Below are 25,297 nucleotides of genomic sequence, written 5' to 3'. Positions count from 1 at the left end.
TTTATGGTTCCTGGTTATGCTAGAATGTTCCTTCACCCTCTTCCTCGCCTTTCTTCTTTTTCTTCTTGCGGCCCTTCTTGTCATCGTCCTCCGAGATAAAGTCGAAGTTTCCGGTCGACTCTTTCACCACATTCTCCGTCACGGTTTTGAAGCCCTCCTTGCCGCCTAAGTATGTGTCCTGGAAGTACTTCACGAACTCATTCTTCTCGATCGGGATACCTTCGTAAACGCCGTAACTGCTGGTGGCGCCGCGGCTGCCTTTCGACTTGGAGCGCACCGCCTTGTTAAACTTATCGTCGGACGACACCAGCGTGAGCCCGTTCTCGAAGAAGCTGAAGTAATACCAGGTATACGGGTCGGCCTGCAGGTATAGGTTCACCACTGGGTCGCCGTACATGTCCTGCTTCATTTCCAGGTAGCCGTTCATCTTCGCGTTGATGTCCTCTTTCAGGCTGTTGGCCACGCCAATGCCGCCCACGCTGTACCAGGTCTTCTGCTCGTTAGACCAATGCAGGTTCACGTCGGTGAGCACCAGGCTGCGCTCCAGTTTCTTCGACAGCTTCGGCAGCGGCACGTATCCCGCCATCGATTGGTCTCTGTACCTGCGCGCGTCCTTATCGCCGACAAACTCACCGAGCTGGTAGAGCAGCGCATCGTCCACGTTGCTGATGGCCGCTGCCCCGGCAGCGTTGCCGCGCAGGTTACCGGCCATAGCCCCAAGTGCCTGGCTCGGCACGTCTAAATCAAACACAAGCAGGGTCTGCAGTTTATAGCGGCTGCTATCCAGTTTACCGTCTCCGCTGCCCGATGCCTCTATGGCAAAGTTCTTCATCGGCTTCACCAGGTTAAGCCTGCCCTCGAAATGGATGGAGTTGGAGCCCTCGTTGTAGCGCAGTACGTTGCCCTCGTAGGCATCGCCATAAGCTCTTCTCTCCTGCCCCATCTTAAACTCACCGCTCTCTTTATCATAAGAGAGCAAGCCGTCTACGGTAAACAGGTCCAGGTCGTCCTCGGCCTGCTTTCTGGAAACGAACGTGTTGTACAGTGTGCCGGAGCCCTTTGACACGTGCAGGCCCGTGTGCAGCGGGGAGCCATCCGCCGCCTTCGGCTTCAGGATCGGGATGCGCACATTGTTCGGGTTGAGCGTGTCTTTCTTGTAAGGGAACCAGTCGGAGTCGTCCGGGTTGCCGGTGAAATTCAGCTTCACCTCCCCGTCAAAATCCATAAACTCGTTCGGGGCCTGCATTACTGCCTTGCCGCGGTACATGATCTTCGGGAAGATGTAGAACGGCTTGACCTCATCCTCTAGTTGTGCCGTGGCATAGGTATAAACCGGTTTCTTTTTCTCCTGCGGGTTGCCATACACAAAATCGCCGAAGCGCAGCTGGAACGAATCGCCGGCGGCATTGTAGTAATCGTGCACCGCGTCGCCGCGCATCTCCTGCCGCGACAGCACATCAATGTTGCCCGCGTATAGTTTGTGGTACTGCTGCACGGTGTCGGCCAACACCCTGGCGTTGCGCAGCGTGCGGATACTTGCCCCCGCCTGCACGGCTACCCGGCCGCTGTCCGGCACCACGTAGGAGTCGGCCACGGCAATGTGGGGCACACCGGTTGCGTGCAGTGTGTTGTCCTGCAGGCTGAACTCACCGCCATCGGCCATGAACCGCAGCCCCTCCTGCTCCGGCACCTGCGAGTAGAACCAGTTCTTCCCGCCGTTCTCGTCGGCTTTCAGGCTTACTTTCTTCGCGTTCATGTCCCAGCGGGCGCTGCTCATGGATGTCTTGTACTGTGTTTTCGGGAATTCCATACTTGCGGCACCCTTCTGCTCGCTCTCAAAGTCCACAAAGCCGGTGGTCATGTCGTAGGTGAAGGCCACGTCCTGCGCCTTAATGGCCGGACTTCCCTCCGTGTCTGATTTAACGAGCATCTGGGCGTTGTTGCCGCTGAAGCTGCGCTGGCCGAACAGCATTTTGGCCGCGGTTACGCTGGCATTCTCGTTGTCCAGCACGCCACTTCCGTACAAGCCTCCCGGCGAGAGCTTGGCCACCCCCTTGAAAGTATAATTCTCCTTGTACACCGTCATCGGGGCTTCGGCGGTTTGCAGGTACATGGTATCGGCCTGTGGTTGCCAGTTCATCTTAAAGCCCTTCAGCGTTGCCACCGGGTAGGCCGTGCCGTTCACGGTGCTTTCGCTGATCGTTACTTCTGTGCCGTTCTCGGCTACCGCTCCATTTTTGTAGAACGTATACTCCGGTGCCTGCAGCGTGGCCGAAAGGTAGGTGAGCTTGCCCCGGCTCTGGATACCGGCCGAGCTCATCATGATGGTGTCGTACACCATGCCCTTGCCACCGTAAGTCTCCAGCCCTTTGGCGGGCGGTTGGTAGTAAAAGCCCATCGTCTCGTCAGGCATCATCTGCAGCTTAGCCTTGATGGGTGGGAAGATCCCCCCGGAGTGAAAGGTACCGTCGAAGGCCACCGCCTGGTTGCCCGAGCTCAAACTATCGAGTTTAAACGGGGGCATGTCGAAGTATACCGTACTATCGTAGGCGCCGGCAGCCACCTCGGGGCGCGAGAAGGCCATCTGCGCACCGGCCACGGCGTCAAACTTGGGGTACTCTGCCAGAAACTTCTCCCCGGACTTATTACTTGGCTTGTTGATGTACAGTTTGCCAGACGAGTTACTGGTCATCACCTGCTCCGTCGCCTTTCTGCTTCGGGCGTCGCGGCTCTTGGTTACCAGCGCAATGGTATCCAGCTTGGTCAGGTCGATGGAAAACTCATCATAGTTAAACCTGAACTCGGTGCCCCGCAAGGCCAGCCGGCTGGCGTACACCTGCCCGTCGAACTCGATGTCGCGGTTCTTGAGGATGTGTATCTCCTCGCGGCGCGGCAGGATGTACACGCTCGCCGTGTCGTTGTTAAACGTGATCTTGTTCACCCCGCGCACCGTCAGCTTGTTATCTTCCAGGTTCAGGGTGGCGTTGCGGCCCGATGGCACCACTGATTTTATGACAATGTGATCGTAGTCGTTCTTATCGCGGGAGGCGCCTACATAGTGCCAGGCTTTGTTTTTCAGTTCGATGTATCCGGAGGCTGGATCATAGTCCAGGTAGCCCTGGTAAGACATCACCTGGGCAGCCTCGCGCACGGCCTTTTCATCGAGGCGGGTGGCACGGGCTACATCAGCGGCATAAAACGTACTCGACTTTGCCTTGGCCCCATAGCCCACCAGCACCTGCAGCGGATGGAAAGGCGCAATGCCCACCAGCTGCTGATACCGCACGTTGGAGTAGTATTCCGTAGACTCCAGCTGCACCGGAATCAGGGTCTTGGTGTTGAGGATGGAGAATTCGATCTCCGGCTTGTTCAGGTTCCAGTGTACCCGCTCCGCGGTGATTTCCAGCTCATGGTAAGAATCATAGAAAGGGGTGTGGGCATAGGGTCCTTTGTCTTTTGTCAGCGTCAGGTCCTGGTTTACGCGGGAGTAGCGCAATTGCATGGCAGGGTGCGTAAGCGAGTCCTGCGCCTGGTACACCGACACAGAGGCACGGTTTGCCAGCACCAGCGAGTCCTCGAAGGTATAGTTGCGGGCCATGGTGCGGAACTTGCGCTGCCCCTGGTGCGACACCACCAGCTGCGACAGGCTGCCATCCAGCGGGCGGCTGCCAATGATGTTACCCGTAAACGAGAAGCCACCGGTATAGGCAATACCGGTGCCCAGGCTGTTCAGGCGGGCATCGCTGGTGAAGGAGGTAAACTTAGGGTAAGGGTAGTTGCCGTTTTTGCGCTTGCTGCTGATCCACTCCAGTGCACCATCTACCGGGGCTGCCAGCACGGCGGCATAGGTTACTTTTACATCAGGCGCCTTAAAACCGGCAAAGCTGGTGTTAAAGCTATACTTACTGAGCTCGGCTTTGGCTGGCTCGCCCTTCACCTCCCAGTCAAAGTTTCCGCCTTCGCCCACAAACATGTTCTGCGTCAGCATCAGCTGGCCGGCCGTGTTTTGTATGGCCGTGGAATCCCAGGGGGTAACAAACACGAGCGCCACTTTCTCCAGCTTCAGCACCGGCCCCGACACTTTGGGCATGGCCGGTATGAACTGGCGCTTCAGGCTCTCCTTCCGCTTCTGCTCATTTTTCTGCTTATCCTCTTTTTTAGGCTGCGGCACCACGGTTCCCCAGCCGTCATCCACCCAGGCATCTTCCTCGCTTGTTGCGCTTGCCTCATCATCCCACGACACGCTGCCCCAGGCATCCGCGCCTTCCTCCTGCTCCCCGGCTGCCTTGCTGGCTCCCTCATAAGCAAAGCTGAAGCTGCCCCCGGATGCGCGCAGGCTGTAGTAGGCGTTCTGGAACAGCTTGCCCTGGTCCATGAACAGGCTGGTGGTGCGCAGGAACTGCTCCAGGCGCTTGGTGTCCTCCTGCTTCACGGCTTTATCCGTTACCTCCAGCAGGTTATCCAGCTGGGCGGGGCGCAGGTTCTGCTTCTTCACGCCGGCCGTTACCATGGTAAAGAAATCGGAGAAGTGCGGATTGCTGCGCATGCGCTTGCGGTACATGTTCTGGGCAATGTCTATCACCTCTTTCTGCTGCTTGGAGGAGAGCTTCCCGTTGCTCCATACTTCCTCCAGGTCGGCGGAAAGGGCCTCGGCGTTCTCCACTTTACCCGCTGCGAGCAGGGCCTTTACATCCGCCACAAATTTATCAGGCTCGGTAGATAGCCTGGTCTGCTGCGCCTGCGCCGTGAGGAAGGCAAAAAATAAGATGAAGGGTAAAAGTTGTTTCATACAAGTAGGGGTTGGGTAATTGGATGGTGGTGGTGTACGCTCATACTTTAGGATGCCCTGAAAATGGCAGAAACCCAGTTATTCTTCGTCCGGTGCGATACATAAGCCAGGCTCAGTTCCTCGCAGCGCTGCTGTATCTGGGGCAGGTCCTCGGTGTAAAAGCCGCTCAGCAGCAGCCAGCCTTTTGGTTTCAGCACGGCTTTATAGGCCGGCATGTCTTCCAAGAGCACGTTGCGGTTGATGTTGGCAAGTATGATATCGAATGGCTTTTCTCCCGCAATCGCCTCAGCATCACCCAGTCGCACGTCTATACTTGCGTAGCCGTTCAGTTCGGCGTTCTCGCGGGCGTTCTCCACGGTCCAGTCCTCAATCTCTACGGCCACGATCTGAGAGGCGCCCAACTCGCCGGCCATAATGGCCAGGATGCCGGTGCCGCAGCCCATGTCCAGCACGCGCTTGCCCTGGTGGTCCAGCGTCAGCTGGTTTTCGATCATGAGCGTGGTGGTTTCGTGGTGGCCGGTGCCAAACGACATCTTCGGGTTGATGACGATATCATACTTCGCAGCAGCAGGTTTCTCGTGAAACGAGGCCCGCACCGATACCTGCCCACCGATGAACAGCGGCTCGAAGTTGCGCTCCCACTCCTCATTCCAATTCTGGCGCTCAATCTTCCGGGCCGTGTACGTTGCCTGCACCAGGTCGGCGTAGCGGTTCAGCGTCTCCTCCAGCTCCTGCTGGCTATACTTGTCTTCCTCGATGTAGGCGCTGAAACCGTCCTCGTTCTCCACAAAGGCGTCAAAGCCCAGCTCCCCGAGCTCGGCTGTCAGTATATCCGCAAAATCGGCGTTTACTTTTAAGGTTACTTCTATAAAATCCATCATAAAAATTATTCTCGGCAAGTGGCAAAAGAGCGCGCATCGGTAAAGTGCACGGTAAAATCAGCCTGGTAGCGCTGCTCGGTCACGTACAACACGTGGTCGGCGAAGGCCTTGTTGGGCGTTACATACCAGATGGCCGGCGCATCGGCGAAGAGCTTGTTGCTCTCGCGGAATACCACCATGTCGGCAAAGGCCTCCTCCTCCCCCAGGAACACCACATGCGAGGCGGTGTTTTTATACACAGGGTTGCGCTCCAGGTACACAGAACCATACACCTGGCAGTGGTTTCGCCCCATTTCTGACGCGGGGGCAGGGCTCAGGTGCGGCAGCAGCGCCATCCAAAGTAGGAGCAGTATCTGCATTATATTAATTTGTTAAAATATAGGCAAGATACAAAAAAAGGTCGCTACCACAGTAGGATAGCGACCTTTTTAACAATTTCCTATTGTATTTTATATGGATTTGATCACGTCCGTGAAATCTCTTGACTTCAGCGAGGCTCCTCCGATCAAGCCGCCGTCCACATCGGCCTGTGAGAACAGCTCTTTGGCATTGCCCGGGTTGCAGCTGCCGCCGTAAAGGATGGAGGTGTTGTACGCCGCCTCGGCATCAAACATGCGGGACAGTTGCTCGCGGATATACTCGTGCATTTCCTGCGCCTGCTGGCTGCTGGCCGTGCGGCCCGTGCCAATGGCCCAGATCGGCTCGTAGGCCACCACTACCTGGTCGAACTCCTCGTTGCTGAGGTAGGAAAGGCTATCGTGCAGCTGCTTGCCCACGTACTCGAAGTGGCGGTCGGCGTCGCGCTCCTCCAGCGGCTCGCCGCAGCAGAAAATCGGTTTCATGCCGTGGGCGATGGTGGCTTTCATCTTCTGGTACAGCGTCTGGGCATCCTCGTGGTGGTATAAGCGGCGTTCGCTGTGGCCGATGATCACGTACTCCACTCCTACCGACTTCAGCATGGCAGCCGACACCTCGCCGGTGTAGGCGCCGCTCTCGTGCTCGCTCACATTCTGCGCGGCCAGGTGCATTTTGTCGTTGCCCTGGGTCAGTTTGCCCACGCTCTGCAGGAACGGAAACGGAGGGGCCACCACTACGGACACATCGCCGCTCACCTCGTCCTTCACCATGTTATCGATCTCCGACACCAGCGAGAGCGCCTCCTCGGCGGTTTTATTCAGTTTCCAGTTGCCTGCAACAATCTTCTTTCTCATGTTTTATACTTTGTTGATGATGAATATACTTGGATTGGCTTGCTCTAAAGCTTTACGGCAAGATAGGAAAAATTGGTGTACCTCTTGTTTATACTTTGCTGGAGTATTTCTCTAAAGCTATACTTATCAGGCTATGCTTTATACTTGCCTTTTCCATGGTGCAAGTCTTCAGACTTGTACCTATCATAGCGTCAGGTTTGCAACCCAACTGGCTTGGAAAGCCATACTTATACTTTAGCTGTACTTCATGTCTTCTCTGGCGCAAGCGTCCGCTTGTGCATCCTTTAGCCGCTGCTTCCTGTAACTTCATACAAGCTATACTTTCAAAACACCGCTGATCCTCTAGTTCCCACATGCCTACCGTTTCATTTCTGGCTTTGGCTCCCTCCAGCCCGGGAGGGCTCGCCTTCGGGCATCGCGCTGTGTTCCCTCCTGCCTCCGCTGCGCTGCGGCTGCCCTTGACGGGCACCGGATCTCACAAGGCGCTCGAGCCAAAGGCTGGGATCAATTCGATAGCACCGGCTTATTTGTCATCTCGAACGTAGTGAGAGATCTTATTAGAATTCTACATAGATCCCTCACTTCATTCGGGATGACATGAGAAAGTGACAAGTATAAATTCCCCTTCTCGGAGGGGCAAGGGGTGGATTTATACTTTGTAGGGACAGGTCGCGGCCTGTCCGCGCTATACCAGCAGCTATAAGACTTATACTTCAGCAGGAGTAATTACAGGCTCCCCTCCTTGGCTAAGGAGGGGCAGGGGTGGTTGGACCCAGTACTGTTTAAACTCCCTCCCCTGTTTTTAGGGGAGGGTTGGGGTGGGGTGACCCTAGCCAGGGGTGGTTAGCCCCGAAGCAGCAAAAAAGCCGCTGCATTTATACTTTGCAGCGGCCTTATACTTATACTTATACTTATACCTACAGCTTCCCCTTCAGGAAACGGGCCGTGTGGTTATCCTCCAGCTTGGCCATTTCCTCTGGGGTACCCTCAAACAGCAGGTGGCCGCCGTTCGTGCCTCCCTCCGGACCAAGGTCGATGATCCAGTCGGCGGATTTGATGATGTCCATGTTGTGCTCGATGATTACGACCGTGTTACCGTTCTCGATGAGAGCATTAATGGAGGTGAGCAGCCTGCTGATGTCGTGGAAATGCAGGCCGGTACTAGGCTCATCAAAAATAAAGAGAATGTTCTCCTGGTGCGCCTGCACGCCCTTGGTCAGGAAGGAGGCCAGCTTTACGCGTTGCGCCTCGCCACCCGACAAGGTGTTGCTCGACTGCCCCAGCCGGATATAGCCCAGGCCTACATCATTCAGTGGCCGCAGCTTCTCCACGATCTTGGGCTGCCCGGCGAAGAAGTCGATGCTGTCGGCAATGGTCATGTCCAGCACCTCGGAAATGCTTTTGTCCTTATACTTTACATCAAGTACATCCTGCTTGAAGCGCTGGCCGTGGCAGCTGTCGCAGGTCAGGTAGATATCTGCCATAAACTGCATCTCGATCTTCACCTGCCCTTCGCCCTGGCATACTTCGCAACGGCCACCCTCGATGTTAAACGAGAAGTGCGAAGGCTTGAACCCGCGCGCTTTGGCTACTGGCTGGTCGGCGTAGAGCGTGCGGATGGCATCGTAGGCCTTCACGTAGGTTACCGGGTTGGAGCGCGACGACTTGCCGATCGGGTTCTGGTCCACAAACTCCACATGCTCTATCTTGCTGTAGTCGCCGGCCAGTTTGTCGAACTTACCGGTGGCCTCGGCCGTGGAGCCGTGCAGCTTCTGCATGGCCGGGGCCAGTATCTTTTTGATCAAGGTGGACTTGCCGGAGCCGCTCACGCCTGTCACCACCGTCATCACGCCCAGCGGCACCTTCACGCTCAGGTTCTTCAGGTTGTTTTCGCGTGCACCGATGATCTCGATGGCATTGCGCCACTTGCGCCGCTGCGTGGGCACGGGCACCTCCATGCGGCCGTTCAGGTACCGGGCGGTGTAGGTGTCGGCTTTCTTTGTCAGTTCTTCCAGCGTTCCCTGGAACATCAGGTTACCGCCACCCGATCCGGCTTCCGGGCCAATGTCGATCAGCTGGTCCGCGGCGCGCATCATCTCTTCTTCGTGCTCCACCACAATTACGGTGTTGCCCAGCTGCTGCAACGAGCGCAGCACGCCGATCAACTGCTCCGAGTCCTTCGGGTGCAGTCCTATACTTGGCTCATCCAGGATATACATGGACCCCACCAAGGCGCTGCCCAGCGAGGTGGCCAGGTTAATGCGCTGGCTTTCGCCGCCGGAAAGCGTGTTGGAAAGGCGGTTGAGCGTCAGGTAGCCCAGGCCCACGCGCTCCAGGTAACCCAGGCGGTTCGTTACCTCCGTTACCAGGCGCTCGGCTACATTCTGCTCGTGCTCGGTTAGCTGCAGGTTTCTAAAGAAGGGTAGTACCTGCGTGATCGGCATCAGCACCAGGTCGGTTATACTTTTGCCGCCCACTTTTACATAGCTGGCATCCTTGCGCAAACGAGAGCCCTTGCAGTCGGGGCAGGCGGTGCGGCCACGGTAGCGCGAGAGCATCACACGGTACTGGATCTTGTGCGTCTGCGACTGTATTTCGCGGAAGAAGGCGTTGAGCCCGGAGAAATACTTGTTGCCCGTCCACAGTAGCTCCTGCTCCGCCTCGCTGAGTTCATTGTATGGCCGGTGGATGGGAAAATCGAAGCGGATGCCGTTCTTGAGCAGTGGCTGTAGCCATTCGTTCATCTTGTCGGTGCGCCACGGGGCGATGGCCCCTTCGTACACGGTCAGGCTTTTATCCGGGATCACCAGGTCCGGGTCGATGCCCAGCACACTGCCGAAGCCCTCGCAGGTCTGGCAGGCGCCGTAGGGGTTGTTAAAGCTGAAGAAGTTCACCGACGGCTCCTCGAACACCATCCCGTCTAGCTCAAACCTATCCGAAAACACGCGTTCCTCCTCGTTGCCATACTTGACGCGGCACTCGCCCTGCCCCTCAAAAAAGGCGGTCTGCACCGAGTCGGCAATCCGGAACTGCAGGTCCTCGTCGGATTTATAGATCACGGCACGGTCCACCAGTATATAGATTTCCTTCCCCAGCTTTGGTTTTTTCTCCTCCAGCAGTTCCTCTATAAAGTATACCTGGCCGTTGGCGTAGATGCGCGAGTAGCCCTTCTGCAGCAGCAGGTCCAGTTCCTTGGCCAGCGTGCGCTCCCGGTGCTGGTGCAGCGGCGCCAGGATCATGACGCGGGCCTCATCCTCCAGCGAGAAAATAAAATCCACCACATCGGTGATCGAATCCTTCTGCACCACCTCTCCCGAAACAGGCGAGAAGGTTTTGCCGATGCGGGCATAGAGCAGCTTGAGGTAATCGTAGATCTCGGTGCTGGTACCCACCGTGGAGCGGTTGTTTTTGATACTTACCTTCTGCTCGATGGCGATGGCCGGGCTAATGCCCCGGATGTAATCCACGTCAGGCTTGTCCATGCGGCCCAGGAACTGGCGGGCGTACGAGCTCAGGCTCTCCACGTACATGCGCTGCCCCTCGGCATAGAGTGTATCGAAGGCCAGTGAGGACTTTCCGGACCCGGAAAGGCCGGTGATGACGATGAATTGGTTGCGGGGCAGCGCCACACTCAGGTTTTTGAGGTTGTGTACCCGTGCGCCCTTAATGATGATATGCTGACGGGCATCGAGCTCGTCTAATTTATCTTCGGTTATGTTTACCATATAGCAGTGAGCCCCGGCGGCAAGTATAAGTGGCCGTTGCTGAGGCTGTTTTAAGCGGATTTTCAATCTGTAAAGATACGAATAGATAACCGCTTTTTGAAGGCCTTTGTTACAGTTGGAACTCAGGCAAGCCCTCTCCCCTCCGCGGCTAACTGAAAACAGGCCGCTTATACTTTGATTTATTGCGCTGGCTGCGGAGCTTCACAAAATATTTGCGGGGCTTTACTAAAATCTGCCACCCGGCCTGCTCCTGCGCTCCCCTCGTCCGTACATATCCGTATAGATATAAAGTATACATCCGTCGGCACCGGCTGATGCTATTTCCCTGCCCACCCTTCAGTACTATCTCCGTTACCCGGCACCGGGTATGCCTCCTGTTGATCCCGCGCGACTGAACCGAAAGCTACCCCATTATGAAAAAGACCTTTACGCTGCTCCAGCTATTGTTTGTGCTCACTTTTCCGCTGTTCTTGCTCCCCAATGCTGCGAGGGCGCAGGGAGATGTGGGGGTGTGTGAATTTGCAGATGATTGCCTATTTATAGCATTTGAGGCCATACAGGAGGAAAGCCCCTCCTCCCCCAGCCTGCTTATTGTGCTAACGGCCTTCCTGCAGGAAGGGGGCCGTTGCAATATTATAGACGGCCTTATACTTTCTCCCGCAGGAGGCTTCCCTACTTTGATTACCCGGGAGGACCTGGAAGAGAACCAGAACTTCATAGAACTTGTAGTCGACAGAGACACCTTCACGGAAACACCTGATATACTGGTTGCCACATTCCGTTACTTTACCATCCCTGTGTTCGGGGTACAAATACCCATTCCCATCGATATCGTAGACCTGCAGGCGCGCTTAGACTCCGACGATCCCTGCCTGCCCATTACCCCACTTCCTGTGGAGTTGGCAAGCTTTGAGGGGAAAGTGACGCAGAGCGGCATCAGCCTGGAGTGGGAGACGGCCAGCGAGCAGAACAACAGCCACTTTGAGGTGGAGCGCAGCGCCGACGGCAAAACCTTTGCAGCGCTTGGCAGCGTGCCCGGCAACGGCAACTCTTCCGTGTCGCTCGCTTATAGCTACCTCGACAAATACCCGCTGGAGGGCATGAATTACTACCGCCTGAAGCAGGTAGACGTTGACGGCAGGTATGAGTACTCGAAGGTGGTAGCCGTAACCGCCGCAGAAAAGAGCGGGAAGCTGCAGGCGCAACTGCTGCCCAACCCCTGCCTCCAGGGCGACTGCCAGCTACGCATAGCCACCGCTGCGCCGGGCCAGCCGGTGCGGGTGCAGCTGCAGGACCTGACCGGCCGGGTTGTGTTTGAGCAAAACCTGCGGGACGATGGCGAGCAGCTACAGCTCAGCCCGCAGCAACTGCAGAACCTGCGGGGCGTGTTCATACTTTCGGCCGAGGCTGGCCAGGAAGTGGTGCGGCAGCGGGTGGTGCTGGAGTAAGGCATATTTCCCTGGGCTCCGGCGTAAAGGCACAACCTGCACCGGCCGCTAAAACGTATGAGAGGTTATTGTTCAACCGATTATCAAAGCATTGTGTAACTATGGGAAAAGGCGATAAGAAATCCAGAAAAGGAAAGATCACGAAGGGCACTTTTGGCAAGAGACGCACCAAGAAAGGCTACAACCTGAAAATGAAGCCAGTCGGCAAAGCGGCACCCTCAAAGTAGCAGCCACCGGCCTTTACCAAAATTGCGCTGTTGGAGGGGTAACTGCCTGCAGCAGCGCAATTTTGCATTCTGTGTCATCCCCTGGAGGCCCCTCCCGGCCTCCTCCTTCCTCTAAGTTTCTCTGCTGATTGCATGCAGAGCATGATGGAAGTGATGCTTTATACTTCGGCTGCTTTTGCACTCTTATCCATAACATCCAAAATTCTTACTAAAAACTCTCCCCAAGCTGCAACTATAGCGCAGAGATCAAAGTATAAACTTTTACCTATTTTTAGTTTGGGCTCCGCTCCCAAAGGCGCCTCTGGCCAGCATAACCAGCCCAACATAACGAAATTGTAGCCTCTGTGTTAACCAGTAGGCTCAGGTATTATTAAATTGTAAAGTATATTTTTCCAAGCCAACGCTTGTCCGGAGGGTGCGTACCTTTACGACAATAAGACGTTCTTAAAACTATTTTTAACCTTAACTGACACTATTCCATGCAAGTACTGGACATCAGAAATTTGTTGGAGAACATCGAGCGGAAAGTGTACCAGCAGGAGATCACGACTGACGACGCAGTAACGAAACTGATAAACGCAGAAATTGCCAAGGCCATTAACCTGAAGTATACAAAGGAGAACGAGGCCGAGGTAGACATGCTCAAGAACATTTCCTGCACCACGTTAGAATGCTACCTGGAACACCTGAAGGCCGTAGAGGCCAAACTCCGTAAGCCCTGTGACATCTCCGCGCAATGCAAGCCCCTGGAGGAGCGCGAGATAAACCGCCGCCTGTTGCTCATCCTGAACCGCCTCAAAGGCTACAGCAGAAAGTAGCAGCGAGTACCATAATCCATTTCAGACCATCCTTCGCAAGATCCCTCAGCTCTTCCGAAGGATTTTTTATGCCCACACCTTTCCGCTCCCAATACATGACCTAGGTCATTTTTTTGGCGCGCCGGCTTACCTAAGTTTGTGTTTTAGTTCACACACAAGGGGCGGGCATGGCGGAGGCATCACCCTCTTTTCGGGACCGGATAGCCACCAACTGTGCGGGCAAGTAACCCGCCCGTAGGCCGCACGCCCCTGAGGCGCTGACGAACTGCAAGATGCTGCTGATTAAGTGATACCCATGAAGAAAGACATCACAACCGAGGAGGATGTAAAGCTGCTCGTCGATACCTTTTACGACCACGTGAACCAGGATGGGCTGCTTTCGCCGGTTTTCAACGACATTGCCCATACAAACTGGCAGCACCACCTGCCCGTTATGTATAGTTTCTGGAGCTCGCTGCTGTTCGGAAGTATGGCCTACAAGGGCCAGCCGTTCCCGAAGCACCTGCGCCTGCCCATTCAGCAGGAGCATTTCAGACGCTGGGTCGTGCTGTTTACCCAAGCTATAGACGAGCTGTTTGAGGGTCCGAAGGCTGAAGAAGCCAAACACAAGGCCAAAAGCATTGCCCGCATTTTCCAGATGCGGATGGGCCTGCTAAGTATACTTGACCAGGAAGTATAGGCGCCCCCTAACCTTATCCCTTTACCCTAAGAGAAGGCAGTAGCACCAGTGGCTACTGCCTTCTCTGCTTTATGCCCTACCGGTTGAAGGAGCCGCGCCTGCCTGGGCAGGCATGAAAAGTATAAATCGCACAACCCCAACAAATTGCACCCTTTCGCATGGCTTTTCTCTATATGTGGAAAACTAAATTTAACCCATCGCATTATAACTTTCACTTTGCTTACGTATATACCACTTTACTCCGCCTGCGGCGCAACGTTTATGGGTGGCGGCAAGTATAAGGCCAACTTCTTTTTTCGAATATTCCCGGCACCAATGCTTGCACATCCAAAAGGCGTTCTATATATTTGATTTACATTTCTGAAAAAAACTGTTTAAAACAAGTAAACGCGACAATATGATATAAAGCTCTACGTTAACTTAATGTAGCTTTAAGATGAATACAACTACCCAGATGAGCGACTCTGCATTGGTATCGCTCTACATCGCAGGTAATGAAGGTGCGTTTGAACAGCTTGTAAACAGGCACAAAAACAAAGTCTACACTACTATTTTACTGATCGTAAAGGACTCGTACACGGCCGAGGACCTCATGCAGGATGCGTTTATAAAAGCCATCCACACCATGAAGGGCGGACGCTACAACGAGGAAGGCAAGTTCTCTTCCTGGATATGCCGCATTGCACATAACCTGGCAATCGACCATTTCCGTAAAGAGAAAAGAAGCCCGGTGATCACGCTGGAAGACGGCAGTAACGTGTTCAATAACATGTCTTTCTCTGAGGACTCTGCCGAGTCGCTGCAGATAAAAGAGGACACGCATGCCCGCTTGCGCGAGCTTATCCAAACGCTGCCACAGTCGCAGCGGGAAGTGCTGATGATGCGCCACTACGCAGAGATGAGCTTCCAGGAGATAGCCGACGCTACCGGCGTGAGCATCAACACAGCCCTGGGTCGTATGCGCTATGCGCTGATCAACCTCAGGAAAAAGATGCTAAAAAGTAATATTGCTTATGATACAAACCTCTACACAGAATGAACTGATCCAGTATGTATATGACGAGTTGGCCGACGACGCCTGCGCGCAGCTGGAATCAGCGTTAATGCACGACTCAGAGTTGGCCGAGGGCTGCTCCGATCTGCTCCTGCTCCAGCAGCTCCTCGACGGGGCGGCTTCCAAAGCGCCCAGCGATCGCTCGGTTCAAAACATAATAAAATACTCAAAGAGCTTAAGTTTGCAGTCCTAACCGATTGCAAACTTTTTTTATGCATCAGGGATTCCGAGGCTGAGTCGGAGGACGTTGGTAACAAGCTGCCCTCTCCAGAAAGTATCGGTTTTCTGCTTGCCAACCTAGCTATTCCGCTTATGAAGGCTAAGGTATTTTGTTTGCCACCAGCCTTATGTTCTGCTACATGGCTTTTCTACAAGGAGAAAGAATTCACAAAGAAATAGGCTTCTGAGGCTGTACCTCATCCTTGTTGTGGCACAGGTGTATCCTAATCACCACAGAAACGGTATGATTACCTACGATGAACTTTGACTTTAATCAATTCATGGCTGCACTGGAGCAGGAAGGGCTTTCCAGGCAGGAGGCTGGTATGCGCATATACCGGGAGGTGCGTAAGGCCGAAAACCAGAAAGAGGGCTTTCTGGACCAGGCACAGGAGCATCCGGAGTTTTATACGCAGATAAGCCGTCAGATCGACAACTACGTCACCCTGCTAAAGCTCGCCCACAACAGGCTCTCCCCCACTCCGCAGGAGTTGGACCAGGAACTCTTTCAGGCAGAGCAGCCAGAGCTAGAGCGGATTAAACAGCTGCTGGAGCGGATCGAGGAAGCCGAGCGCCGAAGCAAAACCTAACAGTAAAGCCACCCGCTGAGGGTGGCTTTTTCTTTTCCTACCTGCCAATGTTTCCCTAAGGAGTCATTTCTAATATCACACAAGTTTATACTACGATTTTACTATACATTATTTACCTTGTGCTTCAACATTTCCAACTATAAAACAAACTAGTATGTCAAACATTTTCTCTTTCAGCGGAAGAATCCGCAGAACCGAGTACGCCGTTACTCAAATCGCTCTCTCAGCTGTAGTGGGCCTCATTTTTATGGTATTTGGCGCATCACTTCTTGCCGGTGAGTCAGCGGCGATCGGTGCAACTCTCTTTCTTGGTGTGGCCATGCTCCTCGCAAGCTGGGTTAGCCTTGCTTCCGGCGCCAAGAGGTGCCACGACCGCGGCAACTCAGGCTTTTTTCAACTTATCCCTTTTTATGGGCTCTGGATGCTGTTCGGTGACGGGGACCACGGTAGCAACGGTTATGGATCCGACCCCAAGGGCCGCATGAGCCAGGCCGACCTGCTTAGAGCCACCGCTCCTGCTCAGGCATCCTTAGAGCACGCGTAAGTAAAATCCAAAGGCCCCTGCCATTAAGCAGGGGCTTTACTTTTTCCAGCATTATGCAACAAATAAATGGAGAGCACTTTTAATAATCGGGAGAAAAGTTGGTTTCCCCCATATATCCTTCTAGGCATTTTTATTTTTTGTTCATTTTTGATAGGTATCGTCATACTATTTACAAGAAAGCCTTTATATAGTTGGTACGATATATCTGAAGGAGGAGCGGTTGGCGATGCTATCGGGGGAATTACAGCACCATTCATAAATCTTCTTGGTGCTATCCTAGTTTATTTAGCTCTCAGAGCCCAAAATAAAGCCAACACAATTCAGAAGAAAGCTCTTGAGGAAGAAGCTGATAAATCTCTTAGATTAGAGATATCAAGGCAGGTGGAAAGTATATTAACTGAAGTTTCTCAAGAGCTCGACTCTTTGGAACTACAATACAAAATATTCCATCATGCTGTTTCTACAAAGCCTGGCGGTAATTACTTCTTGTATAAGGAATCAGAGAGCAATAAAGGGCTTAATGCTATAAAAAACGCTATTCAACTTCTTCATCACCATGAATATTGGAATTTAAATGGCTCTGATCCCCAAGGTAGTGTAAAAATCTACTATACCTTTGCTCCTGACCAGCTAACCCATCTCTTCAAAACACTTCGCTATATTCAGTTATCCCTGACCCTTATTATTAACCACACATCGTTATTAGAGCATCAGAAAATAGACTCCATTTATTTAAGAGCAAAAGTTTTCTACTCAACGAAGCTTGCGGCATATCTTCAGTTATTTGATGAGGCTCTTTCTAAAACAGCGCTGGCTTATGAAACTGACTTCAAGCTTTTCCATACTACTCATAAATTCATAGATGACTATTTCGGAGGTCCTGACGCTTATAGTGATATCCATATTATCATCAATGAACAAAATAAATCCTTTATAAAGAGATCATCTAAAAAGGCTTAATCATGAACGACAAAAACCAAGTCAGACAGCCTTATCTAGAGGAGGCGGAGCGCCTGATCACAGCGGGGTGCATTTACAGATAACTAAATCCGGCTAATTAAAGAACCGAAGGCAGGGTTATTATACTCCGGATGATCTAAGGGCCAAAAAGCCGCAAGAAAGCAGAATAACGCTATCTTTGTTATTCTACCTTGTCCTATACTTACATACTTACCTATGCTTAAAAAGGAACGTTACAAACTCCTGATCGAGTACTTTACCCAGCACTTTCCGGAGCCGGAGACCGAACTGGCATACACCAACCCCTATGAGCTGATACTAGCTGTGGTGCTGAGCGCCCAGTGCACCGACAAGCGCGTGAACATGGTGACGCCCGCCCTATTTGAGGCGTATCCTACCGCAGAGGCGCTGGCCATGGCCACGCCTGAGGAGGTCTTCCCGCTGATCCGGAGTATATCTTATCCTAACAACAAGGCCAAGCATCTGGCCGGCCTAGGCAGGATGCTGGTAGAGCAGTTTAACGGAGAAGTGCCCAGCACGGTGGAGGAACTGGTGAAGCTGCCGGGCGTGGGCCGCAAGACTGCCAACGTGATCGTGTCCGTTATCTGGAACCAGCCGGCCATGGCCGTAGATACGCACGTGTTCCGGGTGAGTAAGCGCCTGGGCCTGGTCACGAAGACCGCCAAAACGCCGCTGGAGGTGGAGAAGCAGCTGGTGGCTAATATCCCGCAGGAGCTCATTTCCAAAGCGCATCACTGGCTTATACTTCATGGCCGTTACATCTGCCTGGCCCGCCGCCCCAAGTGCGAGGAATGCCCCCTCACTCATTTCTGCGCCTTCTTCCAGAAGAACTTCCCCAATATCCCGGACGACCCGGAGAATAAGGTGGGTGGGGTGTAAGAGCCGAAGTATAAAGTATATAAAAGTATAAACAGAAACAGGCAAGCTTGATCGGCTTGCCTGTTTCTGTTTATACTTTATCGGGACTCTTGCATGCTGCCTCTCTCGTGGTGGCCGCGCTTGCCTTTTCCGCCTTTTTCCTGGTGTCTGGCTTTCATCTGCTCGCGCTTCTTTGCCTGCATTTCCTCATACCTGGCGTACTGCTTTTTGTTGAGGATGTCTTTCAGTTCCTCGTTGTGGCGCTGGTGGGCCGCCATCATTTCAGTACGCATCTGCTTGCGGGAAGCAGTGTCTCTCTTATCGGCTTTCTTAAAGTTGGCATGTTTGGCTTCACGCTCTTTTGCCTCTTTCAGGTAGAGCACCTCCACTTTCTTCGCCTGCGATTTGTTCAGGTCCAGTTCCCTGGTCATGCGTTCTGCTCTGGCTTCGGCTCTTTCTTCCGGAGATTTGCGCTCGCCTTTGTGTTTGCGCATGCTTGCCTCCTGGCGGGGCTTGGTCGTATCTTGTGCTACTGCGGGCGCCACAGTGCTTCCCATAACCAGCACACCTAGTGCCAGTGCTAACAGTTTCTTTTTCATCTTCTTTGTTCTTTAGGTCAGGTAGATAGTTCAGCGATAAGCCCAAACCTGGAAATGATCGCTGTTGATCCTGCCTATCCAAACGGCGTGCCAAATCACTCCGGCAACAGCAGCCCCAGACGGAAACTATACTTGTTAAACTAAAAACAGGGATTCACGGCGCCACCTGGCGCAGAAAAGAAAGTTTGATTTAGCGGATAGATGGCGCTATCACGCTTAGCAGCACCTTCTCTACCTGCCGCACCAGTTGCCTGCGGTCGAAGAGCTGGCGGGCGATGGCCGCGCCGTTATTGGAAGCTGTCTGCAGTTGCTGCGGTTGCGCCAGCGCCTGCCGGATGGTCTGCGCGAGCGCCTCGGGCTGCTCGGCGGGCGTGTACCAGCCACAGTTATACTTCTCTACAAAGGTTTTCGTCCAGCCGGGGTTGGTGACGATGGCGGGCGTGCCGCAGGCCAGGCTGTCGTAGAACTTGGCGGGTGAGTTGCTGGCCAGCACCGGCAGATCGTTGAAGGGCACAAGAGAGACATCGGCCAGCTTAAACAGCTTAAACACATCGGGGCGGGGCTGTGGCGGCAGCAAAAGCAGGTTGGGCACCCGCTGCGCCAGCTCCTGCAGTTGGGCTTCATAGTACCCGTTCCCGGTAAACACGAAGGTTATACTTTGGTCGGCGGCCATACTTTGGATGGTTTGCATGAGCGTGGGCATGCTGTTGGCGCGCCCGTAGGTGCCGGCGTAGAGTACCACGCGCTTGCCCTGCAACTTATACTTGAGCCGCAGTTCCTCCACCTCCTGCTCCTGCACGGCATCCACCATATCCAGGTCGGTGCCGTTATAGTTCGTCGTAATCTTCTCTGGCGGAATGCCGAGGCCGGCCACGTACTCCGTCATGTCCGGGGAGAGCGTGATGATATGGCTGGCACTGTCGTACAGGCGGCGCTCCATGCTATAGAGGCGCTGCTGCAGCCAGCTGCTTTGCACGGCCCCCATTTGTATCGGGAAACTCGGCCACAGGTCCTGCACCTCGAACACCCACGGCACACCCCGCAGCCTGGCCGCCTGTGCCGCCACCCACGGCGTGCTCAGCGGCGTGGATACCGCCCACAGCACATCCGGCTTCTGCAGCTGCATGGTGTGCTTGAACGCGCTCCCAGCAAAACCAGCAAAGGATTTAAGGCGCTTGCGCACCCCCATCTTATTAGAATACGGCGCAATGCACTCGTGCAGTTCCACCCCCTCCGGCACCCAGCCATACTTTTGCGAGATGCGCGTCTTCCGCCAGCCGTCGCTCGTCACCAGGCTCACCCTGTGCCGCTGCACCAGTTCCTCCATAAAGGAGTAATGGCGGCACGTGGCAGGGCAGTCCGGGTTGTGGTGGTGCTGGTTTAGAAGGGCAATGTGCATTTTAACTGTTTGAGTGTTGATTGCTAAATCGTTGTGTGCTAGGCTGAAATCCTGTGCTAAGGGTGATAACAATTCAACAATTTAGCCATGTAGCCATTAAAATTACCGCTTCCGCTCCGGTTTATACTTTGACTCGTCAAAGATCTTGCGGTAATCGGTTTCGGCCATTAATTCCGGCAGGCTTACCTCCGGGTTGCGCTCCATGTACTTGCGCACGATCTGCCATCCCACCCAGGTACCGATGCGGCCCGGGGCGGTGGCGTCGATCTCGGGCGTGTTGGGGCGCTCCCCAATATACTTGTTCACGATAAACGGCGTCTTATCAAACAGCAGCTCCTTCTCCACAAAATGCGCCCAGATGCGCCCCTCGTTATGAGACACGTCCGCTATCTGTTTGTCAGTATAAGAGATGATCAGCGAATCGGGCACGCAGGGCAGCACTGATTTCACAAAATAATAGGCCTTCCCCATCCCGATCATCTCGGTGAGCAGGTTGCGTTCTGCAAAGTCTGTTCTGTTGTAGCGGTTGGAGAGCAGCAGCATGGCGGCCGGCACCATCTTCTCCCCCTCGTAGCGATTCAGGATGTACTCGTAAGCCTGCGGACGGTACTTTGCCTCCGGCCCGATAAAGTAGTCAAGCCCGAACACGATGAGGCTGTCCGACACGTACAAGTCGTTGCCCAGGGTGCCAAGGCCCGTCACGAAGGTTTTCACCTCCGGCACCGCAAAATCAGGGTAGTTATACTTTAGCACCTTAAAGGCACCCTCCAACTGCTGCTCCTGCTCCTGCATATCGGCAAACGTATGCATGGCCTGCTGCGCCAGCGAGTCCAGGGCAGGGTTGGTGGCCAGGGAATACAGCGGGTTGATGAAGGCAGAATCGGAGGGGTACTCGCCCTGCTGCAGGTACTGCTTGGCAAAGTATGGGTGGGCCTGGATGAAGCCGGCAATGTCGGCCCTGGTCTCTGCCGCAAAGAAAGGTTTCTCCAGCCGCTCTATCTCCACATCCACCGGTATCCGGGCGATCTCTTTGGGTAACTCACACCCTTTCTCACCGCACCCAAAGGCGAATACAAGTATGGCAAGTATAAGTAATCTGTAATACATGTTTCGTATCTTTGTACAAAAATAGGCGGTTACTTCGTAATAGGGTAACGCAACGTATAATAAAAGCTAAGCTAATGAAGAAAATCACACTCTTATTGCTGTTTTTGTGCGCCGGATTCGCATCCATGGCCCAGGTTGAGATCGGCCTGCAACTCTCCCCGACAATCTCGGGTAACCGCTTCGTGGCCGAAGACAGGTATAACTTCGAGAAGGAGAACAACAACCTGCGCCTGGGTGTGGGTGTGGTGGTAGACTACTTCTTTGCCCAGAACTATGCCTTCAGCACCGGCCTGATGTACCGTGGAAAAGGGGCTGAGATTAGCTATATTGACTCGGATAATAATGGCAACCTTTTTACTGAAAAAGATGACCTCAGTATCCAATACATTCAGTTACCGCTAACGCTGAAGCTTTTCACTAACGAGGTGGCCCCAGGCACGCTGCTGTACTTCCAGGTGGGTGGCGCGCTCAACACCAAGGTTGCCGCACAGGTAGACAACAAAAAGGTGATTAACAGCGAGAAGGTGATCAAGCGCTTCAATATTTTTGAGGCCGATGCCATACTTGGCGGCGGCGTGGAGTTCCAGATGGGCGAGAGCACCAAGGTCTTCGGCGGCCTTACCTACCACCGCGGCCTCACCGACATTGACGATTTCTACGAGAAGAAATTCGGTGACAAGAATATCTCCGTGAAGAACAACGGCGTGTCGCTGGACTTTGGCCTGAAATTCTAAAAGCCATACTTATAAAACGAGAAAAGCCGCTGCTATTAACTTAGCAGCGGCTTTTTTGTGCGGGTAAGCCAGGCTTACTCCTCCTCTTCTTTATCCTGCACGCCATTCATGTCGCTGAAGGCGGAACGCAACTCTATTTCCTCTCCTCTGCTGTCCATCACTTTAAATTCCATGATGCCCAGCGAGGTGTCTTTTACCAGGCTCACCCACCTGAAGTACTTGAAGAACCACTTCACCTGCCGCGACAGCAGCCCTTTGGTATAGTAGGCGTGCACGAACGGGTGTAAGTATACTTCCAGGCTCCTGTGGTTGTGGCTTGTCAGCAGGTCGTCTACCGCTGCGTCAATTTCGTCTGTCACCAGAATACTGGCAGATGTTTTACCGGTGCCGCCGCAGGTAGGGCAAACCTCACCGGTTACAATGTTTTGCTCGGGCCTTACGCGCTGTCTGGTAATCTGCATCAGGCCGAATTTCGAGATCGGAAGGATAGTGGATTTGGAGCGGTCCCGCTTCATTTCCTCCCTCACCACCTCGTATACTTTCTGGCGGTTTTCCGGCGACTTCATATCGATGAAGTCCACGACAATGATACCACCTATATCCCGAAGGCGCAGCTGACGGGCCACTTCTTTGGCGGCCATCATGTTTACGTGCAGTGCGGTTGCCTCCTGATCGGTTTCGGTATTGGATTTGTTCCCACTATTCACATCGACTACATGCAGCGCCTCGGTGTGCTCTATCACCAGGTATCCGCCACCTGGTATCGTCACGGTTTTTCCGAAGGCAGCCTTTAGCTGTTTCTCGATGTGGAAGTGTTCAAAGGTCTTGGTTTTGCCAGTGTAGTGCTTCAGGATCTTGATCCTTTCCGGCGCTATACTTTGCACGTATGCCTTGATCTCGTCATAGAGTTGCGTGTTGTCAACCACTATGTTGTCAAAGCTCTCGTTTAATAAATCCCTCAAGATGGAGGAAGAACGGTTCAGCTCGCCAATAATCTTGTCGTTTGGCTTTGCTATTCTGAGGGTTTTAAAACCCTCTTCCCAATTTGCTAGCATGTTGCGCAGGTCTCTGTCGAGCTCTGCCACATCGCGGCCTTCCGCCACTGTCCGGATGATCACGCCGAAGTTCTCCGGCTTTATACTTGTGATCAGGCGTTTCAGACGGGTCCGCTCCTCCTTGCTGACAATCTTCTTGGATACGCTTACCGTGTTTGAGAACGGCACGAGCACCAGATAACGTCCGGCAAGTGAGAGCTCGCAGGATAAGCGTGGGCCTTTGGTTGAGATAGGCTCTTTAACGATCTGCACCAACAGCTGCTGCCCCTTTTTGAGCACGTCAGCTATTTTGCCGAGTTTGTCTATCTCAGGCTCAAACTTCGCCTGGTTTAGCTTGGGTGTTGCGTTCTTCTGTGTTTGCGCCGCTTTTACGTACCTGTTCAGCGTTTTGATGTTGGCTCCCAGATCATGGTAATGCAGGAATGCATCCTTCTGGTAGCCAATATCAATAAAGGCGGCGTTCAGTCCAGGCATTACTTTTTTTACAGTTCCCAGGAAAATATCGCCTACAATGTAGTCCGTGTCTTTCGACTCGAAGTGATACTCTACCAGGCGTTTATCCTGTAAAAGCGCAATGCGTTCCCCATCCTGAGTAGAATTGATGATTAGCTCGTTGCTCAATTTCTCTCAAATGGTTAGTTGGATGTATAAGACCAAAGCCCACTTTAACTTATGTAAAGTGGGCCCTCGTGAACGCAGAAGAATTACTTCTTCTTATGTCTGTTTTTTCTAAGGCGCTTCTTTCTTTTGTGAGTCGCGATCTTATGTCTTTTTCTTTTCTTTCCGCAAGGCATAATCTTGTAGTTTTTGTTTTATGGATGATTTTTTTAATGCTTTACTGCAGTCTGGCCAGGTACTCATCAACCGAAGTGTTCAGCGCAGGATCGTTGCTCATGCCCTTCACTTTGTTGAATAAGGCCTTTGCCTCTTCGGTCTGCTCCGTCTCAGCCAACGCCACCGCCAGGTAGAAGGTTCCTTCCACGTGCTCCGGGTTCACCGCAACCAGCTTTCGGAAGTGCTCCACGGCCTTGTCGTACTGGTTCGACTGGATGGAGAGGATGCCAAGGTTGAACAGCGCCTTCTGGTTGTTTGGGGCCGAGGCCAGTACCTCGCGCAGCATGGTGATTCCCTGCATCGGATTAGAGGTCGCGATGTAGGTCATGGCTACGTTGGTCTTGGCATCGTGGTCAGAGGGGTTGTTCTTCAGCACCTGCTCGTACATGCTGCGGGCTTTCGCGCCCATCTCACCGGCACGCTCCTGTGTAGCGGCAAACGTAAAGGCCTCGTAATAGGCGTCTCCGGCTCTTCTAAAGCTTTTCTCGCCACCACGGGTCTTCGCAGCAACCTCGTAATAGTAGCCAGCGCTGTCATACTTGGCAGCGTTGGAATAGGCCTCGCCAAGCTCTACCGCCAACAGGCTGCGTGCCTGCTCGTCGGAAGCCTTGTTATACTTGGCGCGGGCAGTGGTGAGCGCCATCATCTGCTCTGGTGTGGCTGTTCTGTGCGCGCTTTCAGCGGCCCCTGCCTCCGCAGACCCGTGGTCGTGGCCATCGTCCTCGGAGTGGCCCTCAGGCAGTGCGGCACCGGCTTCAGTTCCGGCTACGCTGTCCTGATCCTCGTTGTTAACAACAATTTTAGGCAAAAAGAACAAACCCACCACCAACACGATGGCTGCTACAACTATCAATATCTGTGATCGTTTCATTCTTTTTACCTTATTGCTATGCTACTTTTTTAATTCCGATCAGCAAAGATACAAAAAATTAAGAATGCGTAAGCTCCTGAATCTTTTTGCTGTTCTTGATCTTCTGGATGAAGGTCTTGGATGGCTTGAAGCTCGGGATAAAGTGCTCGTCGATGATGATAGATGTGTTTTTAGAAATGTTACGAGCTACTTTCTTCGCACGCTTCTTATTCACAAAGCTACCAAAACCTCTCACGTAGATGTTGTTGCCATCAGCCATAGAGTCCTTCACCACTTTGAAGAAAGCCTCGATTGTAGACTGTACATCTGCCTTATCAATCCCTGTCTTATCAGCAATCTCTGATATTACTTCTGCTTTAGTCACTTTCTTAAATTTTTAGGATATTAATAATATGTTAACTTTCTAATCTTTGGAAATCAGACTGTTCCGTAAAATGATCAAATTCGGGGCACAAAGGTAGTTTTACTTTTCGAATAGTAAAAGCTTTAGTGCTAAATTATTAGGTTCAAAACTGCCGTCTTTTCCCGCCGCCATACCTGCTTTGTGCAGCCACCGTGGCTGTCTCACCCTCCCCTAACGCACCCTGGCAGTTTATATTTCAAAGTTCACCCACTAGGTTTATACTTGCTGTTGCCCCGAACAAAGCCGTAACTTGCCTGTTCTGCAAACCTTA

21 protein-coding genes are annotated in these 25,297 nt (G+C 53.2%); 10 read left to right on the top strand and 11 right to left on the bottom strand.

Features of this window, described 5'->3' with window-relative positions; all coding sequences use genetic code 11:
- Positions 1-19: 19 nt before the first annotated feature.
- The 5 genes from A3841_RS08335 to uvrA all read right to left on the bottom strand — a co-directional run bounded on the left by A3841_RS08335 (position 20) and on the right by uvrA (position 10,606).
- Positions 20-4,789, bottom strand: a complete 4,770-nt coding sequence (locus A3841_RS08335; RefSeq protein WP_073851825.1) for a hypothetical protein — start codon at positions 4,787-4,789, stop codon at positions 20-22.
- A gap of 47 nt (positions 4,790-4,836) precedes the next feature.
- Positions 4,837-5,670, bottom strand: a complete 834-nt coding sequence (prmA, locus tag A3841_RS08330; protein ID WP_235861328.1) for a 50S ribosomal protein L11 methyltransferase — start codon at positions 5,668-5,670, stop codon at positions 4,837-4,839.
- A 5-nt stretch (positions 5,671-5,675) separates the two neighbouring features.
- Positions 5,676-6,029: a DUF6150 family protein gene (locus A3841_RS08325; RefSeq protein WP_073851824.1), complete on the bottom strand. Its 354-nt coding sequence runs from the start codon at positions 6,027-6,029 to the stop codon at positions 5,676-5,678.
- A 90-nt stretch (positions 6,030-6,119) separates the two neighbouring features.
- Positions 6,120-6,881: a triose-phosphate isomerase gene (gene tpiA, locus A3841_RS08320; RefSeq protein ID WP_073851823.1), complete on the bottom strand. Its 762-nt coding sequence runs from the start codon at positions 6,879-6,881 to the stop codon at positions 6,120-6,122.
- Positions 6,882-7,798: 917 nt separating this feature from the next.
- Positions 7,799-10,606 carry an excinuclease ABC subunit UvrA gene (gene uvrA, locus A3841_RS08310; protein WP_073851821.1) on the bottom strand — a complete coding sequence of 936 codons (2,808 nt, stop codon included), beginning with the start codon at positions 10,604-10,606 and terminating at the stop codon, positions 7,799-7,801.
- Between the two features lie 413 nt (positions 10,607-11,019).
- Between uvrA and A3841_RS08305 the strand changes: the two genes are divergently transcribed.
- The 9 genes from A3841_RS08305 to nth all read left to right on the top strand — a co-directional run bounded on the left by A3841_RS08305 (position 11,020) and on the right by nth (position 18,045).
- Positions 11,020-12,054: a hypothetical protein gene (locus A3841_RS08305; RefSeq protein ID WP_073851820.1), complete on the top strand. Its 1,035-nt coding sequence runs from the start codon at positions 11,020-11,022 to the stop codon at positions 12,052-12,054.
- A 101-nt stretch (positions 12,055-12,155) separates the two neighbouring features.
- Positions 12,156-12,281, top strand: a complete 126-nt coding sequence (locus A3841_RS08300) for a 30S ribosomal protein THX (RefSeq protein ID WP_073851819.1) — start codon at positions 12,156-12,158, stop codon at positions 12,279-12,281.
- 479 nt (positions 12,282-12,760) lie between these two features.
- A complete protein-coding gene (locus tag A3841_RS08295) occupies positions 12,761-13,099 on the top strand; it encodes a hypothetical protein (RefSeq protein ID WP_073851818.1) in 339 nt (112 codons plus the stop codon).
- Positions 13,100-13,394: 295 nt separating this feature from the next.
- Positions 13,395-13,778 (top strand): group III truncated hemoglobin, encoded by a 384-nt coding sequence (locus A3841_RS08290; protein WP_073851817.1) that lies wholly within the window; start codon positions 13,395-13,397, stop codon positions 13,776-13,778.
- A gap of 436 nt (positions 13,779-14,214) precedes the next feature.
- Entirely contained in the window at positions 14,215-14,817 is a 603-nt protein-coding gene (locus tag A3841_RS08285; RefSeq protein WP_073851816.1) for an RNA polymerase sigma factor, read from the top strand.
- Between the two features lie 491 nt (positions 14,818-15,308).
- Positions 15,309-15,641, top strand: coding sequence for a hypothetical protein (locus tag A3841_RS08275; protein ID WP_073851814.1), 333 nt, complete (start codon positions 15,309-15,311; stop codon positions 15,639-15,641).
- 154 nt (positions 15,642-15,795) lie between these two features.
- Entirely contained in the window at positions 15,796-16,185 is a 390-nt protein-coding gene (locus tag A3841_RS08270; RefSeq protein WP_073851813.1) for a DUF805 domain-containing protein, read from the top strand.
- A gap of 66 nt (positions 16,186-16,251) precedes the next feature.
- The gene (locus tag A3841_RS08265; RefSeq protein ID WP_073851812.1) at positions 16,252-17,145 is read left to right on the top strand and encodes a hypothetical protein; all 894 of its coding nucleotides are present in this window, start codon (positions 16,252-16,254) and stop codon (positions 17,143-17,145) included.
- A gap of 216 nt (positions 17,146-17,361) precedes the next feature.
- A complete protein-coding gene (nth, locus tag A3841_RS08260; protein ID WP_073851811.1) occupies positions 17,362-18,045 on the top strand; it encodes an endonuclease III in 684 nt (227 codons plus the stop codon).
- Positions 18,046-18,122: 77 nt separating this feature from the next.
- Here the strand turns inward: nth and A3841_RS08255 are convergent, their stop codons facing one another.
- From A3841_RS08255 to gldB, 3 genes are all read right to left on the bottom strand, one after another.
- Positions 18,123-18,623 carry a DUF4890 domain-containing protein gene (locus A3841_RS08255; protein WP_073851810.1) on the bottom strand — a complete coding sequence of 167 codons (501 nt, stop codon included), beginning with the start codon at positions 18,621-18,623 and terminating at the stop codon, positions 18,123-18,125.
- 190 nt (positions 18,624-18,813) lie between these two features.
- Positions 18,814-20,022, bottom strand: coding sequence for a glycosyltransferase family 4 protein (locus A3841_RS08250; RefSeq protein ID WP_073851809.1), 1,209 nt, complete (start codon positions 20,020-20,022; stop codon positions 18,814-18,816).
- 102 nt (positions 20,023-20,124) lie between these two features.
- Positions 20,125-21,129: a gliding motility lipoprotein GldB gene (gldB, locus tag A3841_RS08245; protein ID WP_073851808.1), complete on the bottom strand. Its 1,005-nt coding sequence runs from the start codon at positions 21,127-21,129 to the stop codon at positions 20,125-20,127.
- A 74-nt stretch (positions 21,130-21,203) separates the two neighbouring features.
- Between gldB and A3841_RS08240 the strand changes: the two genes are divergently transcribed.
- Positions 21,204-21,863, top strand: coding sequence for a porin family protein (locus A3841_RS08240; RefSeq protein WP_073851807.1), 660 nt, complete (start codon positions 21,204-21,206; stop codon positions 21,861-21,863).
- A 74-nt stretch (positions 21,864-21,937) separates the two neighbouring features.
- Here the strand turns inward: A3841_RS08240 and A3841_RS08235 are convergent, their stop codons facing one another.
- The 3 genes from A3841_RS08235 to A3841_RS08225 all read right to left on the bottom strand — a co-directional run bounded on the left by A3841_RS08235 (position 21,938) and on the right by A3841_RS08225 (position 24,987).
- A complete protein-coding gene (locus A3841_RS08235) occupies positions 21,938-23,539 on the bottom strand; it encodes an Rne/Rng family ribonuclease (RefSeq protein WP_073851806.1) in 1,602 nt (533 codons plus the stop codon).
- A gap of 214 nt (positions 23,540-23,753) precedes the next feature.
- The gene (locus A3841_RS08230) at positions 23,754-24,623 is read right to left on the bottom strand and encodes a tetratricopeptide repeat protein (RefSeq protein ID WP_073851805.1); all 870 of its coding nucleotides are present in this window, start codon (positions 24,621-24,623) and stop codon (positions 23,754-23,756) included.
- Positions 24,624-24,681: 58 nt separating this feature from the next.
- A complete protein-coding gene (locus A3841_RS08225; RefSeq protein WP_046309325.1) occupies positions 24,682-24,987 on the bottom strand; it encodes an HU family DNA-binding protein in 306 nt (101 codons plus the stop codon).
- Positions 24,988-25,297: the final 310 nt, after the last annotated feature.

Source organism: Pontibacter flavimaris (assembly GCF_001907195.1).
Classification (GTDB): Bacteria; Bacteroidota; Bacteroidia; order Cytophagales; family Hymenobacteraceae; genus Pontibacter; species Pontibacter flavimaris.
Note: the sequence above shows the minus strand (reverse complement) of the source record. Positions and strands in the feature narration are given on the sequence as shown.

Coding starts and splice junctions, on each gene's coding strand:
- gldB (WP_073851808.1), bottom strand. CDS start 21,129: ATGTATTACAGATTACTTATACTTGCCATACTTGTATTCGCCTTTGGG.
- prmA (WP_235861328.1), bottom strand. CDS start 5,670: ATGATGGATTTTATAGAAGTAACCTTAAAAGTAAACGCCGATTTTGCG.
- A3841_RS08285 (WP_073851816.1), top strand. CDS start 14,215: ATGAATACAACTACCCAGATGAGCGACTCTGCATTGGTATCGCTCTAC.
- tpiA (WP_073851823.1), bottom strand. CDS start 6,881: ATGAGAAAGAAGATTGTTGCAGGCAACTGGAAACTGAATAAAACCGCC.
- uvrA (WP_073851821.1), bottom strand. CDS start 10,606: ATGGTAAACATAACCGAAGATAAATTAGACGAGCTCGATGCCCGTCAG.
- A3841_RS08270 (WP_073851813.1), top strand. CDS start 15,796: ATGTCAAACATTTTCTCTTTCAGCGGAAGAATCCGCAGAACCGAGTAC.
- A3841_RS08250 (WP_073851809.1), bottom strand. CDS start 20,022: ATGCACATTGCCCTTCTAAACCAGCACCACCACAACCCGGACTGCCCT.
- A3841_RS08335 (WP_073851825.1), bottom strand. CDS start 4,789: ATGAAACAACTTTTACCCTTCATCTTATTTTTTGCCTTCCTCACGGCG.
- A3841_RS08265 (WP_073851812.1), top strand. CDS start 16,252: ATGGAGAGCACTTTTAATAATCGGGAGAAAAGTTGGTTTCCCCCATAT.
- A3841_RS08275 (WP_073851814.1), top strand. CDS start 15,309: ATGAACTTTGACTTTAATCAATTCATGGCTGCACTGGAGCAGGAAGGG.
- A3841_RS08230 (WP_073851805.1), bottom strand. CDS start 24,623: ATGAAACGATCACAGATATTGATAGTTGTAGCAGCCATCGTGTTGGTG.
- A3841_RS08290 (WP_073851817.1), top strand. CDS start 13,395: ATGAAGAAAGACATCACAACCGAGGAGGATGTAAAGCTGCTCGTCGAT.
- A3841_RS08300 (WP_073851819.1), top strand. CDS start 12,156: ATGGGAAAAGGCGATAAGAAATCCAGAAAAGGAAAGATCACGAAGGGC.
- A3841_RS08255 (WP_073851810.1), bottom strand. CDS start 18,623: ATGAAAAAGAAACTGTTAGCACTGGCACTAGGTGTGCTGGTTATGGGA.
- A3841_RS08305 (WP_073851820.1), top strand. CDS start 11,020: ATGAAAAAGACCTTTACGCTGCTCCAGCTATTGTTTGTGCTCACTTTT.
- A3841_RS08295 (WP_073851818.1), top strand. CDS start 12,761: ATGCAAGTACTGGACATCAGAAATTTGTTGGAGAACATCGAGCGGAAA.
- A3841_RS08240 (WP_073851807.1), top strand. CDS start 21,204: ATGAAGAAAATCACACTCTTATTGCTGTTTTTGTGCGCCGGATTCGCA.
- nth (WP_073851811.1), top strand. CDS start 17,362: ATGCTTAAAAAGGAACGTTACAAACTCCTGATCGAGTACTTTACCCAG.
- A3841_RS08325 (WP_073851824.1), bottom strand. CDS start 6,029: ATGCAGATACTGCTCCTACTTTGGATGGCGCTGCTGCCGCACCTGAGC.